Annotated in this window: 14 protein-coding genes; 9 read left to right on the top strand and 5 right to left on the bottom strand. The window is 38.0% G+C overall.

What is annotated here, in order from left to right:
• Positions 1-132: 132 nt before the first annotated feature.
• The 3 genes from JMN12_RS04835 to JMN12_RS04825 are packed head-to-tail and all read right to left on the bottom strand — an operon-like array spanning position 133 to position 5152.
• Positions 133-1794: an MBOAT family O-acyltransferase gene (locus JMN12_RS04835; protein WP_203137595.1), complete on the bottom strand. Its 1662-nt coding sequence runs from the start codon at positions 1792-1794 to the stop codon at positions 133-135.
• A 7-nt stretch (positions 1795-1801) separates the two neighbouring features.
• Positions 1802-3262, bottom strand: a complete 1461-nt coding sequence (locus tag JMN12_RS04830; RefSeq protein WP_203081918.1) for a lipase — start codon at positions 3260-3262, stop codon at positions 1802-1804.
• Positions 3263-3265: 3 nt separating this feature from the next.
• Complete coding sequence (locus JMN12_RS04825; protein WP_203137593.1) at positions 3266-5152, bottom strand: ABC-F family ATP-binding cassette domain-containing protein; 1887 nt, start codon at positions 5150-5152, stop codon at positions 3266-3268.
• 156 nt (positions 5153-5308) lie between these two features.
• On the opposite strand from JMN12_RS04825, the gene JMN12_RS04820 reads away from it, so the two are divergent.
• The gene (locus tag JMN12_RS04820) at positions 5309-6175 is read left to right on the top strand and encodes a lysophospholipid acyltransferase family protein (RefSeq protein ID WP_009750807.1); all 867 of its coding nucleotides are present in this window, start codon (positions 5309-5311) and stop codon (positions 6173-6175) included.
• A 69-nt stretch (positions 6176-6244) separates the two neighbouring features.
• On the opposite strand, the gene JMN12_RS04815 is transcribed toward JMN12_RS04820, so the two are convergent.
• Both JMN12_RS04815 and JMN12_RS04810 read right to left on the bottom strand, forming a co-directional pair.
• Positions 6245-8668, bottom strand: coding sequence for a tetratricopeptide repeat protein (locus JMN12_RS04815; protein WP_203137590.1), 2424 nt, complete (start codon positions 8666-8668; stop codon positions 6245-6247).
• Between the two features lie 82 nt (positions 8669-8750).
• Entirely contained in the window at positions 8751-9536 is a 786-nt protein-coding gene (locus JMN12_RS04810; RefSeq protein ID WP_034555623.1) for a DUF3108 domain-containing protein, read from the bottom strand.
• Positions 9537-9744: 208 nt separating this feature from the next.
• Here JMN12_RS04810 and JMN12_RS04805 point away from each other — a divergent pair, with 208 nt between their 5' ends.
• From JMN12_RS04805 to JMN12_RS04770, 8 genes are all read left to right on the top strand, one after another.
• Positions 9745-12006, top strand: coding sequence for a GH92 family glycosyl hydrolase (locus JMN12_RS04805; RefSeq protein ID WP_203137588.1), 2262 nt, complete (start codon positions 9745-9747; stop codon positions 12004-12006).
• A 146-nt stretch (positions 12007-12152) separates the two neighbouring features.
• A complete protein-coding gene (locus JMN12_RS04800; RefSeq protein WP_203081922.1) occupies positions 12153-12752 on the top strand; it encodes a hypothetical protein in 600 nt (199 codons plus the stop codon).
• Between the two features lie 18 nt (positions 12753-12770).
• Positions 12771-13613: a hypothetical protein gene (locus JMN12_RS04795; RefSeq protein WP_203081923.1), complete on the top strand. Its 843-nt coding sequence runs from the start codon at positions 12771-12773 to the stop codon at positions 13611-13613.
• Between the two features lie 30 nt (positions 13614-13643).
• Positions 13644-14057, top strand: coding sequence for an SMI1/KNR4 family protein (locus JMN12_RS04790; RefSeq protein ID WP_203081924.1), 414 nt, complete (start codon positions 13644-13646; stop codon positions 14055-14057).
• Positions 14058-14085: 28 nt separating this feature from the next.
• Positions 14086-14628, top strand: a complete 543-nt coding sequence (locus JMN12_RS04785) for a hypothetical protein (protein ID WP_203081925.1) — start codon at positions 14086-14088, stop codon at positions 14626-14628.
• 46 nt (positions 14629-14674) lie between these two features.
• Entirely contained in the window at positions 14675-15121 is a 447-nt protein-coding gene (locus JMN12_RS04780; RefSeq protein WP_203081926.1) for an SMI1/KNR4 family protein, read from the top strand.
• A gap of 11 nt (positions 15122-15132) precedes the next feature.
• Positions 15133-15537, top strand: coding sequence for a hypothetical protein (locus tag JMN12_RS04775; protein ID WP_203137576.1), 405 nt, complete (start codon positions 15133-15135; stop codon positions 15535-15537).
• A gap of 75 nt (positions 15538-15612) precedes the next feature.
• The gene (locus tag JMN12_RS04770; protein WP_203084236.1) at positions 15613-16860 is read left to right on the top strand and encodes an efflux RND transporter periplasmic adaptor subunit; all 1248 of its coding nucleotides are present in this window, start codon (positions 15613-15615) and stop codon (positions 16858-16860) included.
• Positions 16861-16867 lie beyond the last annotated feature (7 nt).

Here is a 16867-nt window from a genome sequence, read left to right as displayed (position 1 = left end):
AGCAAATTAGAGAAAAGTAGAGAGAATATTATAGGGAGAACCTCGAAGAATCTTGGAAGATTCTGGAGGGTCTCGGGGAAAAGTAGACAGATAAAAAGGATTGATTATTGATTTCTAAAACCTAATTCTTGATTAAAACTGGAAATAGATAAATGGTTGTATATCGGTGGAATAGGCTTGATAACATATCAATACTACCACTAAGGCGATGGCGGCTTTTACTACGTAATGGCTTTCGGCAAAAACGTGCTCGGTATAGTCTTTCCAGCGTTGGGGTAGCCAGTGGGTGATATAGCCTATGAGGATGATTCCTAAACTAATATTGTTGTACTTCATCACTTGCATAGCCGAACCCCAGTCCATATTATGAGCGACTTGGTCAAACCATTGTTTTATACTTTCCATATCGTTGCTTCGGAAAAACACACGTGTGAAAGTGATAAAAACAAAAGTAAAAGCTATTTTCCAAGCGCGTACTACCCACAAGTTACTGTTCTCATACGGGCTCACCTTACGCCAATACTTATAAGCCACAACTCCTAAACCATTGAGTCCGCCCCAGATAACAAACTTCCACGATGCACCGTGCCACAATCCTCCAATGAGCATTGTAATCATAATATTGATATTGGTAGTAAGGTAGCGTTCAAAGGGTTTATAAAAGAACGCAACCGCAGAACCTGCTATTAAAAGTAGCCCTGTGATGAGGGTGAAAGCGAGATTGTTGATCGCTACTACCAAAATCACTACAAAAAGCAAAGAGAAGACGAAAGTGCCTATGGTACTATTGCGGTTACCTCCTAATGGGATGTACAAATAATCTTTCAGCCAAGTGGAAAGGGAGATATGCCAACGTTTCCAGAAATCACCACAATTCAAGGCTTTGTAAGGCGAATTGAAGTTTATAGGCAAATGAAAACCCATTAGCAGTGCCACCCCTATAGCAATATCGGTATAGCCAGAGAAATCACCATAGATTTGCAACGAATAGCCTATGAGAGCCAGAATATTGGCAAAACCCGTGTGCATAGAAGGGGCATCGAATATTTTGTCTAAGAAGTGCAAAGCAATAAAATCGGCAAAAATCATTTTTTTAATGAGCCCTTTGAGAATGAAGAATATCGCTTTATTGAACTCTTCTTTAGAAACAACAGTTTTCTTGAGAATTTGAGGTACAAACTCTTCGGCGCGGACGATAGGCCCTGCTACGAGTTGAGGAAAGAAACTCACATAGAAACCAAAATCGAGTATAGAGTTCAGTGGAGTTACCTTGTTACGGTATACATCTACTGTGTAGCTAATCGTTTGGAATGTATAGAAAGATATCCCTACAGGCAAAATGATTTTATCAACTGTGAAATAGCCTTGATTGCTAAAGCCATTTGCCCAATAGGCTAAATAGTTAAACGTTTGGTGCTGGGTGTGGAAGAGTGCATTGTAAGTATCGGTGAAGAAATAAGCATACTTGAAATATGCTAACACTAATAAATTTAAACAAACACTCACGGTTACAGCTATTTTGCGTCGGCGTTCTTCGGCTTGCCGATAGATGTAGTGCCCCAGATAAAAATCGGTAACAGTACTGAATACTAACAGCAACACAAAAAGGCCGCTCGCCTTGTAATAGAAATAGAAACTAGCAATTAGCAAAAACAGATTGCGCAGGTGTCGGCGTCGGTAAATCAGAGCAAAGACAGCATACACCAAGACAAAGAATATCCAGAAGTCTATCCGCACAAAAGTAAGCGGATGCTCAGGATTAAACATAAAGAAATTGTTGAAAAAGTCTGTCATAAATCTGTTATTCTACCGCTGTGAGGTCGTTGTGTAAACACTGATAAAACACTTCTGAAATAAGTTTAGTTCCTTTAGGGCTAAAATGGACATAATCGGCAGCTGCCATTCCTTCTTTTACCCACGTAATCATAGAGTTTTCGCCACCCATTGCCTCATACATACTGAAGTAGGCGATATCGTTTTTCATACACTCTTCTTTCATCAAATCGTTGAGTTTAGGCACATAAGGATAAGTGATGCGCTTGCCGTTGCGCGAGGTGGTCATATCGCCATTACCTATGAGCATAAACATTGCATTGGGGTTGGCACGTTTCACCCATTTCATATTGAAAATAAGTCCTTCAACATAGTCTTTCAGCTGTTGGTCGGTTTTCATATAAGGAATGGTATTACCTCCGAACTCAAAAATAAAGAGGTCGGGTTTACGAACGGCAGACATTTGGCGGTAATTCTCATAGTTCATACGGGTGAAAATACGTCCTGCTTCACCGCGCATTGCCACGTTATCGGCGCGCACTCCCGAAGCAGCATCAAGGGTAATTCCATAGAAATCAGGACTTACACGTGCTTCCAATTCTATATATAACTCATCGGGGGTAGTTGCAAAATTCAGTTGGTAGTTATGGTATTTACCATCGGCGATGAGAGTATCAATTTTAATTACATTTTTTCCTTGGTATACCCTAATAGCAGTTCGGCTGGTAGCATTACCATAGTGCAACCCAAATTTGGTATAGTTTTGCAGGCGTGCGTAGGATTTTTTAGAAGGTTTGATTGTAAAGGATGCTTTTGTAGGTTTCAACAAAGCAGTATCTTTCACATAAGGTGTAAAGCGCGAATAAGTAGCATAAAGTCCGTAACTATTGTGTTTCACAGTTTTGCGCTGTTTGCGATCAAAGAAAGCATAGCGCATCCAGTTAGGTGAAGAGACTATTTCTACACTATTTTGGCTATAGACCACCTTGATAGGAACAAAACCAGGTCCGCCTCCACCATAGGAGAGTTGCAAGCGGTTGCGTATATAGGCAGTGATACGGTCGCCTTCTATTTGAGAGTCGCCGTAATGTACAATTTGGCAAACGCCTTGACGAAGTTTAGCTTTGAGGCGTTTGATATAGTCAATTTTATTTCCAGGGTAATAGATTTTACCTTCTACATTGGTATCTAAAGTGTGTAGAGAATCTTTTTCGATAGTATCGTTCGTTGTTAAATTTTTTGTTTTTTCATCAACGATACTTCCCGAAGTTTCTTTGATTAGTTCATCGAGTTTGTTGTTTTCTTTTTCATCAGCTTTGAAGAGTTCTCCTAAAATATCGGGGGTAGGATAGCGCAACATTGCATCACCAAAGGCAATACCTTCACGCACCATACCGTTGGCGGTGGTGTGATAACGACTGAAAAAGGTCATCGCAAAAAGGGCAGCGAGTAGTCCCACGATAAAGAGTAAGATTTTCTTAGGTTGCATAGATTAACTCATTAAAGATTCCCATTCGGTCATTAAATCCTCCAACTGTTGTTTTTTCTGTTCGTACTGTTTGTAGAACGCATCGGTTTGTACGCCTTGCCCCATTTGCTCGTTCATCACTTTGAGTTCCTGTTCGAGGTCGGTGATGTTGCGTTCTATTTTATTGAGTTTGTTTTGAGCTGCTTTCTGTTGTTTTTGTTCTTCGAAAGAGCGTTTTTCGGGAGTTTGAGCAGCTTTAGCAGTAGTAGTAGTTTCTTTAGGTTGTTCTATTTCGCGAAAATTGGCGGCAGCACGTTGTTCTAAATAGAAATCGATGTCGCCTAAATATTCTTTGAGGTGTTGGTTTTTAAATTCGTATACTTTATCGGTGAGTCCTTGCAAGAAATCACGGTCGTGCGACACGATAATGAGCGTTCCTTCGAATTGCTGAAGTGCTTTTTTGAGTACATTTTTGCTCTTGATATCCAAGTGGTTCGTAGGCTCGTCCATTACCAAGACATTGAAATCTGACAGCAACATTTTAGCCAATGCCAAGCGGTTGCGTTCACCTCCTGAAAGCACTTTCACTTTCTTATCTACCTCATCACCACGGAAGAGGAAAGAGCCGAGTATGTCGCGGATTTTCATACGATTGCTATCGTTAGCAGCGTTGAACATCGTATCGAGTACGGTAAGTTCACCATCCAAATAGTCGGCTTGATTTTGGGCAAAATATCCCAATTGCACATTGTGACCTAACTTGATAGTTCCATCGTACGGAATTTCGCTTACAATCATCTTAGCGAGGGTAGTTTTTCCTTGTCCGTTTTGTCCTACAAAGGCCACTTTACTGCCGCGTTCTACGAGTAAACTCACGTGGCTAAGCACTTGTTTTTCACCGTAGTTTTTAGATACATCGTCTATTTCGAGTACCACTTTTCCTGGAGTTACCGATACAGGAAAACGCACATTCATCACAGCATTATCTTCCTCATCTACCTCTATGCGCTCTATCTTGTCGAGTTTTTTCATCAGCGATTGCGCCATAGAAGCCTTAGTAGCTTTTGCACGGAATTTTTCAATCAGCTTTTCGGTTTGCTGAATTTTCTTTTCTTGGTTTTTTTGTGAAGCGAGTTGTTGCTCACGTATTTCTTGGCGCAATGCCAAAAATTGAGTGTAGGGTTTAGGATAATCGTATATTTTGCCTACTGAAATCTCGATAGTACGATTGGTAACATTATCTAAAAACATCCTATCGTGAGAGACAATTACCACTGCCCCACTATAAGTAGTAAGAAATTGTTCTAACCATATAATCGACTCGATATCCAAGTGGTTTGTAGGCTCGTCCAGCAACAATACATCGTTGTTTTGCAAGAGTAGTTTTGCTAACTCTATGCGCATACGCCAACCTCCTGAAAAGCTATCGGTGAGTTTATCAAAATCACTACGCTGGAAGCCAAGACCTTGTAATACTTTTTCGGTTTCACCTTGGTACTGATAGCCCCCGATGAGATCGAAACGATGTGTATAATCGCTTAGCTTATCGAGCAAATCGTGGTATTCTTGACTCTCGTAATCGGTGCGAGTTTCTATTTGATGATGGATATCGTCTAACTGGCGTTCTAATGCTTTTATTTCGGTAAATGCCTGATAGGCTTCTTCTAAGATAGTGCGCCCTTTTACAAAATCGATATCCTGTTTAAGGAAACCGATGCGCACATCTTTATCGGTAGCAATTCCTCCAGTATCGGGTTTCAGTTCGCGTGAAAGCAGTTTGAGCATTGTAGATTTACCCGCTCCATTCTTACCGATAAGCCCCACACGGTCGCCTGCATTGAGCATAAAAGCGACATCCTCGAAGAGGTATTCACCTTGAAAAGAAACAGATAGATTGTGAACGTTCAGCATAGAGAATAATTAGCAATTGATAATTGACAATTGACTACTGACAATTAATAATTTAAAAACGGGGGCAAAAGTACGAATAATTTGTGAATTAGCAAATTAGCAAATTGGCTATTTGACAAATTATTTTTACCTTTGCGGCTTGAAACTGAACCTCTAATGAATTTATTTATTTATATTATTGCCTTCCCACTTATTTGGCTACTCTCGCGAATGCCTTTCTGGATGCTCTATGGCATATCGGATTTTTTATACTTTATACTATATACTCTATTGAAATACAGAGTAAAAGTGGTACGCAAAAACTTGCATACAGCCTTCCCTTTTAAAACTGAAACTGAACTTTTAGACATCGAACGCAAATTCTACCACCACTTTTGTGATACTCTTTTAGAAATGGTAAAATCGTACGGAATGAGTGAAAAAGAAATGAAAAAACGTATGGTTTTTCCTAACTTGGAAGTTTTGAAGAAATACGAAAATGAGGAACGCAACATCTTGTTTATGTGCAGTCATTACGCAAGTTACGAATGGTTACTTTCATTGGCTTACTTCCTTAAACACAAATCGTACGCTCTGTATACCCCGCTAAGCAACCCTTATTTTGACAAACTTTTACAGAAAATACGCACTAAACATCACAGCTTTTTGCTACCGCGCTACACTGCTCACCGCGAGATGAAAAAACACAAAGATGCTCACGATGTATATTGTTATGGATTTGCTTCCGACCAGATTCCAAACAACAAAAAGAACTATTTACGTCCGTTTTTAGGTTTGAATGTACCTGTTTTCACTGGGGCAGAACGCTTGGGTAAGGCTTTGAATACGGTGATTGTATTTGCTAAAATAGAAAAACTAAAACGCGGGTATTACCAAACAACTTTTGAAGTTTTAGCTGAAGTACCTAACGATTACGTCGATTTTCAAATCACAGATATGTTCTTTGAACGTGTAACCCGACAAATTTATGACCGTCCTGAGTTCTACTTATGGACACACAATAGATTTAAAAGGATGAGGTAATACAAGATGAAAATAATAAAAAAGCTGTCCAGAGTTGGACAGCTTTTTTATTTGTAGTGTTGTGAATATTTATTTTTTAGCCACTGCAACTTTTAGCATATCGCAGGCTTGTTTTTCTCCACTATCGCAGGCTTGATCAAACCAATCAATAGCACGAGCATCAGATTGCTGGATACCTTCGCCGTGATAATAGCAATTACCCAAGCGGAATTGTGCAGGGGCATAACCTTGACGGGCTGCGCGTTTATAATAGTCGGCGGCTTTTTCGTTAGAGCGTTCTAAACCACTACCATTGTAATAACAATTTCCTAATTTGTATTGCCCTTCAGCATATTCGCGGTGAGCAGCTTTTTGGTATTGAGTTACCGCCTGACCGAAATCTTGTTTGCTTTCGTAGTAGGCACCGAGTTCGGTGAGTGCCGCTACATTGTTTTGTTCGGCAGCTTTAGAGAGCCAAAGTACCCCTTTGTGTTCATTGAGGCGTTTCATAGGTGTTTTAGGTGCAGGAGCATTGTGTGTTACTTTACGGTTGTTCACTGCTGGCGTCTTAACAGGAGTATTTTCTGTTATTGTAGGGCGTGCAGAAGGGCGCACTCTGGTACGTGTTGTAGGTGTAGCAGTTGTAGTTGACGCAGCTGTAGTTACTGTAGTAGTTTTACCTTTAGCAGGAGCGGGAGTCTTAGGCGCAGGGGCTGGTTTTTCTTTAGGTGCAGGAGCTACATCAGGAACAAAAGTCATATAGTATTTACCTAAGTTAGATTGTGTTTCGGCATCGCCTTTTTTAGCAACACGTTCGCTCCAATAGACTGCTTTTTCTTCGTCTTTTTGAGGGTTTTTTGCCTCGAAATAGTATTCAATCAAGCGTTTTTGCGCTTGGGTGTTATCTTGTTGTTTAGCAAGTCTTTCATATAAAGGGAAAGCCTTATCGTTTTGTTTTTTCACTCCTTTACCATAGAAATATCCATCGGCAACGGTAAGGATTTCATCAGGATTTTCTTTAGGATCGTTTGCTTCTACTTTTTTGAGTAACCAATCAAAAGCTCCTTTATGAGACAAATCGGCAGCTTTCATCGCCCATTTAGCAGCTTCACGTGGTGATTTTTTTACACCTTTACCATCGGCATAGCATTGAGAGAGGGTGAAAAGCACATCGGCATAAGCATCAGCTTGCCCTTGATAGAAATAGTCTAACATTTGATTTTCAGGAGTAGGAGTAAGTTTTGCAGCTTTATTGTAGTACTCAAAAGCACGAGCGTAAGATTGATTTGTATATTTCCCTGTGAAATTCAAATCACCTAATTTTTTAAGTGCGAGTAGGTGGTTTTGAGCGGCTGCTTTTTCGAGATATTCAAAGGCTTTTTTCACATCTTGTTGTGGTTCTTCAAGCAAGAGAGCTCCTAAATTGTATTGGGCTGCCACATCGCCTGCATCAGCAGCTTTTCGGAAGAGTTCTACTGCTTGAGCTACTGATTGCCGTGTGCCATTGCCTGTAGCATAACATACAGCTAAGTTGTTTTCGGTTATAGGAGAAGGGTTGGCATTCACCGCTTTGAGAATCCAGTTGAAAGCATCGCGTTGAGAAGCAGTTCCTCCAATACCATTATAGAGGCATACTGCTAATTGTCGTTGAGCATCTACATTGCCTTTATTAGCTGCTTGAGTGTAGTAATCGAGTGCTTTTTTAGGGAATTTACCTATAAGTGGACTATTGCCATAGAAGTAGAAATTAGCCAAGTGATAGAGTGCTGTAGCATTGCCTTTGGCTGCTGCCTTCTCAAACCATTCTATCGCTTTACTTTCAGATTGTTCTACCCCTTTGCCATTGAGGTAAGACTCACCTATCATTGCTTGTGCCTCAGTATCACCTTTTTCAGCTACTTGCATCAAGCGTTGTATCGCTTCGGGGTTAGAAGGGTTGATTTCGTACACCCAAGTAGCGAGGAGAAGTTCAGCTTCTTTATTTCCTTTTTTAGCAGCTTTGTCAGCCCAAAATTTAGCTTTGTTCACATCTTTAGTCACACCATCACCCGCATAATACGCTTTAGCAAGGTCGAGCAAAGTTTCAGCTTTTTCTTTATCGGCATTCTTTTCAATCCAAGCGTAGTACTTTTCGGTAGACTGAGGAACACCGCGACCATCGCGATAACAAAGTGCGAGTTCTTGCTCGGCTTTTTGGTTGCCATTTTCGGCTGCTTTAGCGAGCCATTCAGTACCTTTTTCTTCAGATTTAGGCATTCCTTTACCATCGAGATGGAGGTGGGCAAGCTGGTATTGCGCTTGTGCATCGCCTGTTTCGGCTACTTTTTCAAGCCATAAGGCAGCATCTTGAAAAGAGCGTTTTACCCCTTTGCCTTTCAGATAAGCTTCGGCTAATTCCGACTGGGCTTTCACATCGCCTTTCTCGGCGAGTTTCATCAGTTTTTTCACACTTGTATCTTGCCCATACGCTAAAGAGGCAAGAAAAACAGAGACTGCTAAAAACAAGTTTTTCATAGTATAATTTGTTTATTTTTGAGATTATATTGTTTGAGGGCACAAATATACGTAAAAAAAATAAACTATCTATACAATGCACTTATTTTTTTTTCAAATCAGTTTCATTTTTGAGATTGTTAAACCCGTCGAGTTCAGCTACTAATGAGCCTACACGTAAGGCGGCGCGCAGTTTTACGGGCACTTTGTTCTTGTCGTCAGTAATCCACATCGTGATACTTTCTTCTTCTTTAAACACGCGACCATCTTGCACTAAAGGGCAGAATTTAAGCGTATTTACAGTACCAAAATGCGTTTTTACTTTCTCACGACCGAGGAGTTTGAGTTTGAATTTATACACTTCATCGTCATCGAAAATCATATCCAAAGAAATTTGTCCCCCCACTTTCATATTTTCGATATCGGGGTGATGACGAAGAGCGTAGAAAGCCGAAATCACATCGTGAAGCCCTGGTTGGAAGGAAATTTCGGTATCTTTACCATTTTCCATATTGTGGATTTTCACTTTGTTATCGGTATGATTGAAGTACATTTTTAAATATTTAGTATAGCCACCTTCGTAGATATTACGGATAAAAAGACGTGGTTTGCCATCGGTGATGCCAAAATAACTCTCATAAGTATCATCTACCTTAAAAAATACACGTGCTAAACCTGTAGTCGCCCCTTTTCCGGTAGCGTGATACACTTTTTCACCTCCATACATCTCTTCTTTGACCGACATTGTAGCGATACTCGCATTAAAAACACCATATTTTACTTTAAAACGCAACCATTCGCCTCCTTTAAAAGGCAAATCTGAAGTTTGTGCCGACAATGGTGCCAGCAAACAAGAGAAAAGAGCAATGAATAAAGATTTGTTTTTCATAAGTTTCTTTTTAGTACCCTGACCTTCAAAAATGAAGCCTTTGTTTAACATTTTGTGATGTATAATCAGGGGGTTAGATTCAATTTTGAGAAAGTTAGCAATTAATGTGCCAGTTTTACACAAGAGATAATATTGAGATTAAGTAAGTTATAAAACTTGTTTATTCAATTTTTATTATTACCTTTGCCTTCAAATAAAAAACAGCTTTATGAAACAATTATTTTTAACCATTTTTTTAGGGAGTTTGTTTGCTTGTTCCTCTCCTACTTCAGAAAACAAACAACCTCAACAACAAGACGATACCCCTATTGTACCCGAAACTTCTTATACTCAGTATGTAAACCCTCTGATGGGTACGGATTCCAAGTTTAGTCTTTCTAATGGTAATACTTATCCCGCAATAGCTGTGCCTTGGGGTATGCACTTTTGGACACCTCAAACAAACAAAATGGGCGATGGCTGGGCATATCAATATCACGCTGATAAACTTGTAGGTTTTAAGCAAACTCACCAACCAAGTCCGTGGATTAACGACTATGGAGCTTTTGCATTGATGCCCATAGTTGGTGATTTGAAAATCAAAGAAGAAGAGCGAGCTTCGTGGTTTTCGCACAAAGCTGAAACAGCTCAACCTCACTACTATAAAGTGTACTTAGCTGATTATGATACATCGGTAGAGATTACACCTACTTCACGAGCTGCACAGTTTCGCATTACTTTTCCCGAAAGCGATAAGGCTTATTTGCTTCTCGATGCTTATTTTAAAGGCTCAATGGTACAGGTATTGCCCAAAGAGCGCAAGATTATAGGCTACGCGCGCAACAACAGCGGGGGAGTACCCGAGAACTTTCACAATTACTTTGTGCTTACTTTCGACAAAGATTTTGAGAGTGTACAAACGTGGAGTAACGGTTTTAAACTATCCAAAAACACTGAAAGTAAGGGCGAACATACAGGAGCAGTAATAGGTTTCCACACTAAAAGAGGCGAACAGGTAACTGTAAAAGTAGCATCGTCGTTTATTTCACCTGAACAAGCCTTGTTGAATTTGCAAACAGAATTAGGCAACGACACTTTTGAACAAACCAAACAAAAGGCTCTTGCTCTTTGGGAAACTGAACTCAGCAAAATACAAGTGGAGGACGAAAATATAGACCATTTGCGCACTTTCTACTCTTGTTTGTACCGTACTCTGCTCTTTCCACGCACTTTCTACGAGTACAACAAAACAGGCGAAATGGTGCATTACAGTCCGTATAACGGTAAGATAGAAAAAGGTTATATGTTCACCGACAATGGTTTTTGGGATACTTTCCGCGCTGTATTTCCGCTGTTTAACCTGTTGTATCCCGAGATGAACCAACAGATGATGAAGGGATTGGTAAACGCTTATAAGGAATCGGGCTGGTTACCCGAGTGGGCAAGCCCAGGACATAGGGATTGTATGATAGGCTCTAACTCAGCTTCTATCATTGCCGACGCTTACCTAAAAGGAAATATAGAGGCTGCTGATGCCGAAATACTTTTAGAGGCAATGCTAAAGAATGCTACCCAAAACGATGGCAGACCAGTGAAATCAGTAGGTCGTGAAGGGGTAGATTACTATAACAGTTTGGGTTATGTACCTTATGATGTGAAGATTAACGAAAATGTAGCCCGCACCCTTGAGTACGCTTATGCCGATTATTGCATTGCGCGTATGGCAGAAAAAATGGGCAAAGCCGATATAGCTAAACAATACTACGAACAGTCCAAACGCTATAAAAATGTATTTGACCCTGAAACTAAGTGGATGCGAGGCAAAAATAAGGACGGCAAGTTCCAGTCACCATTTAATCCACTGAAATGGGGCGATGCGTTTACTGAAGGAAATAGCTTGCACTACACTTGGTCGGTATTTCAGGATTTTGAGGGACTCATACAACTGATGGGGGGCAAAGAGGCTTTTGAGAAAAAGATAGACGAAGTATTTGAAATGCCACCATTGTTTGACGATTCGTACTACGGATTTACCATACACGAAATACGCGAAATGCAAATTATGGATATGGGCAACTACGCTCACGGCAACCAGCCTATCCAACATCTTATCTACCTATATAACTACGCTGGCAAACCTCATAAGGCTCAAGCTAAACTGCGTGAGGTAATGGAAAAACTCTACGCCCCTACCCCCGACGGTTATTGCGGCGATGAAGATAACGGACAAACTTCGGCTTGGTATGTGTTCTCAGCCTTAGGTTTTTACCCTGTAACTCCTGCTAATGATACTTATATTTTAGGAAATCCTTTATTCAAAACAGTGACTTTGCAACTACCTGAAGGTAAAAAGTTTTTAATTAAATCCGTAGCTCGCAACAGTACTGATAACTTGGTAGAATACGTTCAACTCAATGGCAAGAAAATAGAAGGTTTTGAAGTTCCTTTTGAAGCGTTTAGAGAGAATGGAAAAATGACGTTTTTTAGGTAAATCACGATAGATAAATTACAAGATAAGAACTAGAAATTCATTTCCCTAATAGATGAAAGTGGCTATCCCGATAACTTAACCGAAGAGAGAAGTATTTTTCACATATAAATAGTAGAAAAACTTATTAAAATATAACTGAGAAAAATATGGAAAAGACAAGAGATTGTCAGCTATTTATGACTCCTAATGACGAACATTTATTTTGTAAAACACTGAGGGAGTTTAATCCTAATATTTATTTTTTAGATACAACACCTTCTTTTGAAGCAGATATAGAAAAAAGACTTTTTGAGGACGTTTCTATACTTGATAGCAAATTCTTCTCTATAGTTAACTTTGATTTAATAAATAAAGAAGAACTACAGAAAAACTATAAAATGTATGGCAATTATTATCATTTTGATTGTTTAGGAAGAGCTCAAATGCAATTTTTACGTTCTCATCCAGATATTTATGAGAAAGGTTGCTTGCAACACGGTAGAATAGCCGATTCTTATCACACAGAAGATGAGAAAGAAAAGAAATGGAAAAATAAGGTTTATAATATTCTTAGAAAACTAGGAGAAAAAGTGTATTGGTACTATTCTCTCCCTAATGGAGGAAAAGAAATAAATGAGAAACCTCAAAGCAATTTAGTAGCCCTTCCTGATGCAATTATGATGTATAATGGTACAAAAGAGAACTTTATGCTTAATAGTGCGGCTAAATATGTGCCTAAAGGAATTACTATCAATGATTTAATATAACTATAAAAATAAAGCTAAATGGAAAAAGTAAATGATATTACGATAAGAAAAGAATACATTAGAGAGAAAGATTATATAGTTTGGGAATATGAAGATAGCTTTAATACTATGTATGTGTATAAGGATTTTATAGAAAAGGGACAGTTACAAAAATGGAATGAAAGGAATTTTCCTTCAACTATAAAACAATTGGAGATAAGAAGAAAAAATGAAACGGATCTTCCTGCTTCTATCTATGACTTCCCAGACTTGGAATACCTTATAATCTCACCTCAATTAATTAAGAAAATTGACTGGAATCATTTTAAAAACCTGATTGCATTAGAAACAGAAAAATTGAATTGGACAATGAAGGATGAAATATTTCCTAACTTGTTATACTTATCTGTTTTACAAGGTAGTATTAAGTTCAAGCAAAAAAACTTACCTAAGCTCAGAAGCATTATATGTAAATATACTGATGAGGTAATGAATGAGCTATTGTCTTACAAACGATTGGATAATATTATTTTTTATGCTGTAAATGATACAAATGTTTTGGATCAGTTATCAGGGTTGGAAGATCTTAATCATTTGAGTATTAATAGTGGTAAGATTACCTCTCTCAAAGGCATCTCTAAGATTAGAGGGGTGGAATATTTGCAAATAGCTACACTCTCTCATCTTACAGATATAAGTGAGTTGGCTGAAATGGATAGTCTTCAAGAATTATGGATTAATACCTGCAAATATATTTCCAGTTGGGAATTTCTTTTAGAAATGAAATCTTTGAAAAAATTGAGTCTTTTTAGCTGTGGAAAGATATATCCTAATGAAAAGATTCTTTCAACTCTGAAAGGAAGAGGGGTGAAAGTATTTTAGCTTTATTGCCCCAATTAATGCTATATAGAAATGAAAAATATTATAAAGGACTTAGAAAGAATAGGCTGGAATAGTAACAAAGGAACGAATTTAAATGATATAGGTATAGTAGAGAAGCAATTACATATTGCATTTCCAGAAGATTATTTAGAGTTTTTAAAATGGAGTAATGGTGGGGAGGGATATATAGGGGAAAACTATATTTCATTTTGGAAAGTAGAAGATTTAGCAGCACTAAATGCAGAATACCAAATTCAGAAATATCTATCCAAAAAGTTTTTAGGTATTGGCACTGATGGAGGAGGAATTTGTTATGGCTTTTGTTTGGAAAAAGAATTTGCTATTTTCAAATGTCCTTTGGGAGATTTAGATATCAACGAAATAACTATTGTTGCTAATTCCATAAAAGATTTTTTTGGTAGCGCCTTAGTTTCAGAATTATAGAGAAATAACCATAGTAACAAGTAATAGAATGACCCCATTATATGCACAATGTATTCCCTATAACGAAAATATTAAGGGACGTATAGGAGGAAACCCTCCCATAAATATAGAAACTGAAATCCCTGAAGGATATGCTTTCTATGCAACACTTGTTCATCCTGAGAAAGAGAATAAGATGTTATCTATTTGTATAGCTAAGGATTTCAAGATGTTGCTTGAAAATAATAGATTTCCTAATATAGCCATAAAAGTAATAGAGCATACTTTTTCTCCTATGGGAAATAATATAGAAAAATCTTTGGAAGATTTTGAAGGGGTAAAAGCTTCTATTTCTGATTATGGTGATGATGAGTTTGATTTTGAATTTATTAAAGTAAAAGGAACTCCTATTTTTATACAGAATAATGCTTGGTTTTGGGAGAATATAGATGAATCATATTCCTTTTTTCTTTCTATAAATGAAGAAGGATATATAGATGAGTTAGTGGATATTCTTTGCTTTGGAGCTATATACTTATACCAACATAAAGAGACTAAGGAGGTTGTTGCAGGCTTTTGGCAATGTTCATAACAATAAGTAGCAGAATTATAGAAAAACAACTAAAAAAATATAGGTAATGACAAGCAATTTTAAAAATAAGGTAGATTCCTATCTTTCCTCAGAAGTAGGAAAGCTTTTCATTCGCTATAAAAATGATGCTAAGGATATTGATTATACTGAGAAAGAATTGGGTATTACAATAGATGATGCTCTCAAATATGTACTATTGACCTATGGAGGGGCTTATATAGGGGTAGATTTGTTACCTTGTTCTAAAGACCCTAATAATAAAAATCAAGAGACCATTTTAGATTATACAAAATCTATAAGAGACTATTATAAAGAAACAAATGTTTGCCATAGTATCCAATCAGGATATGTTATATCCATAGAGGGAAATGGGGATATTATCTTTGTAGATTCAGAGAACAAAGTAAAAATATTCTATCACGATACTAATGAAGAAGAACTATTAGCAAAGGACTTTGAATCTTTTATAATAGATTCGATATCAATAGTATAATACAATAATTAATGAAAAAAAACATAATATTTTTACCTCTAATTATCACCCTTTTACTCATAAGCTGTAACAAACCTAAAAGGGATTTTGAGGTTATCTGTGCCGAGAAAATGAGTAACACTTATCAATATAATCCTGATGGTTTTATAAAAAGTGATTACGGAAGGCTGCTTATCAAAACCATTTCGCGCTACGATAAGAACGGAAAGTTAAAAGAAATTTCTTGGAATAGGGCTAATGGCTTCTTAAAATATACATTATCAGAACTTAAAGAGGATGTAGCCTTGTTAAATAGTTTTGATATTGACACTATATACTCTAACAAAAAATATATTGGCTATATAAAAGAGGAAAAGAATGATACTATTTTCTATCTATCGGGTGATAAAATTGTAATATGTTACCCTATAGAATAAGAAACCTCATTCCACAGAATTTGCTCATTTGCTAATTGTTTTATATCTTTGCCTTTGAAAAACAACTTGATTGTTATGAAAAGAAAAACTATATTCATTATTTTATCCGTTGTCTTACTTTTAATCGTACTAATTGTCGGGAAAAAAGCAGGCTGGTTTGGTGGTAACAGCGATGTCTTAACTGTTGAAACAGAAAAAATTACCCCTACAACTATTGTCCAAAAAGTATCTGCTACAGGAAAAATACAGCCTGAATTGGAAATCAAACTATCGTCAGAAGTATCAGGAGAAATTATAGAACTCCCTGTAAAAGAAGGGCAAATGGTCAAAAAAGGCGATCTTTTGGTGCGTATCAATCCTGATATTTACCAATCAGTAGTAAAACGCAGTGCGGCGAGTTTAGAAACCGTACGTGCGAGCTTACAACAATCAGCCGCAACGCTCAAAGAAGCCGAAGAGAGTTACAAACGCAACAAAGTATTGTACGAAAAGGGTGTTATCTCTAAATCCGATTGGGACAAAGCTGTATCAGCCTATGAGGTTGCCAAAGCCTCTCGCGAGTCGGCTCGTTTCAATGTACAAAGCGCGATGGCAAGTGTATCGGAAGCCCAAGATAACCTCAAAAAAACAATTATCTACTCACCTACTGATGGCACTATTTCTAAACTCAGTGTAGAGTTAGGCGAGCGCGTAGTAGGTACGATGCAAATGACGGGAACTGAGATTATGCGCGTGGCTAACCTTCACAATATGGAGGTAGAAGTAGATGTAAATGAGAATGATATCGTGAAGATAAGCGTAGGCGACTCAGTGAATGTAGAAGTCGATGCTTACCTCAAACGCGTGTTCAAAGGTAGGGTTACCAATATTGCGAACACTGCCAATGCCACTACTAGTGTAGACCAAGTAACAAACTTCAAAGTAAAAATACATATAGAAGAAACTTCTTACAAAGACCTTTTAGAAGGCAAGCCCGCGGGCTATTCTCCTTTCCGCCCAGGAATGACTGCTACTGTTGATATACTCACTAAAACCAAAAAAGATATAGTAGCAGTTCCTATCAGTGCTATTATTGTAAAGAAAAAATCGGAAATCGACCCTAAAACACCTAAAGAAGACGCTGATAAAAAACAAGAAGCGGTATTCGTGTTCAAAAACGGTAAAGCCGAACTTCGCGCTGTAAATACAGGCATTCAGGACAATGTGCATATCGAAATCCTTTCAGGTGTCACCAAAGACGAAATTATCATCACAGGACCTTATAACGTTGTGAGTAAAAGTTTAAAAAATGGAGATACCGTTCAACTAACAAATAACAAATAACAGTTAA

The sequence above is a fragment of the Capnocytophaga genosp. AHN8471 genome, from assembly GCF_016806945.1.
In the GTDB taxonomy this organism is placed as follows: domain Bacteria; phylum Bacteroidota; class Bacteroidia; order Flavobacteriales; family Flavobacteriaceae; genus Capnocytophaga; species Capnocytophaga periodontitidis.
Note: the sequence above shows the minus strand (reverse complement) of the source record. Positions and strands in the feature narration are given on the sequence as shown.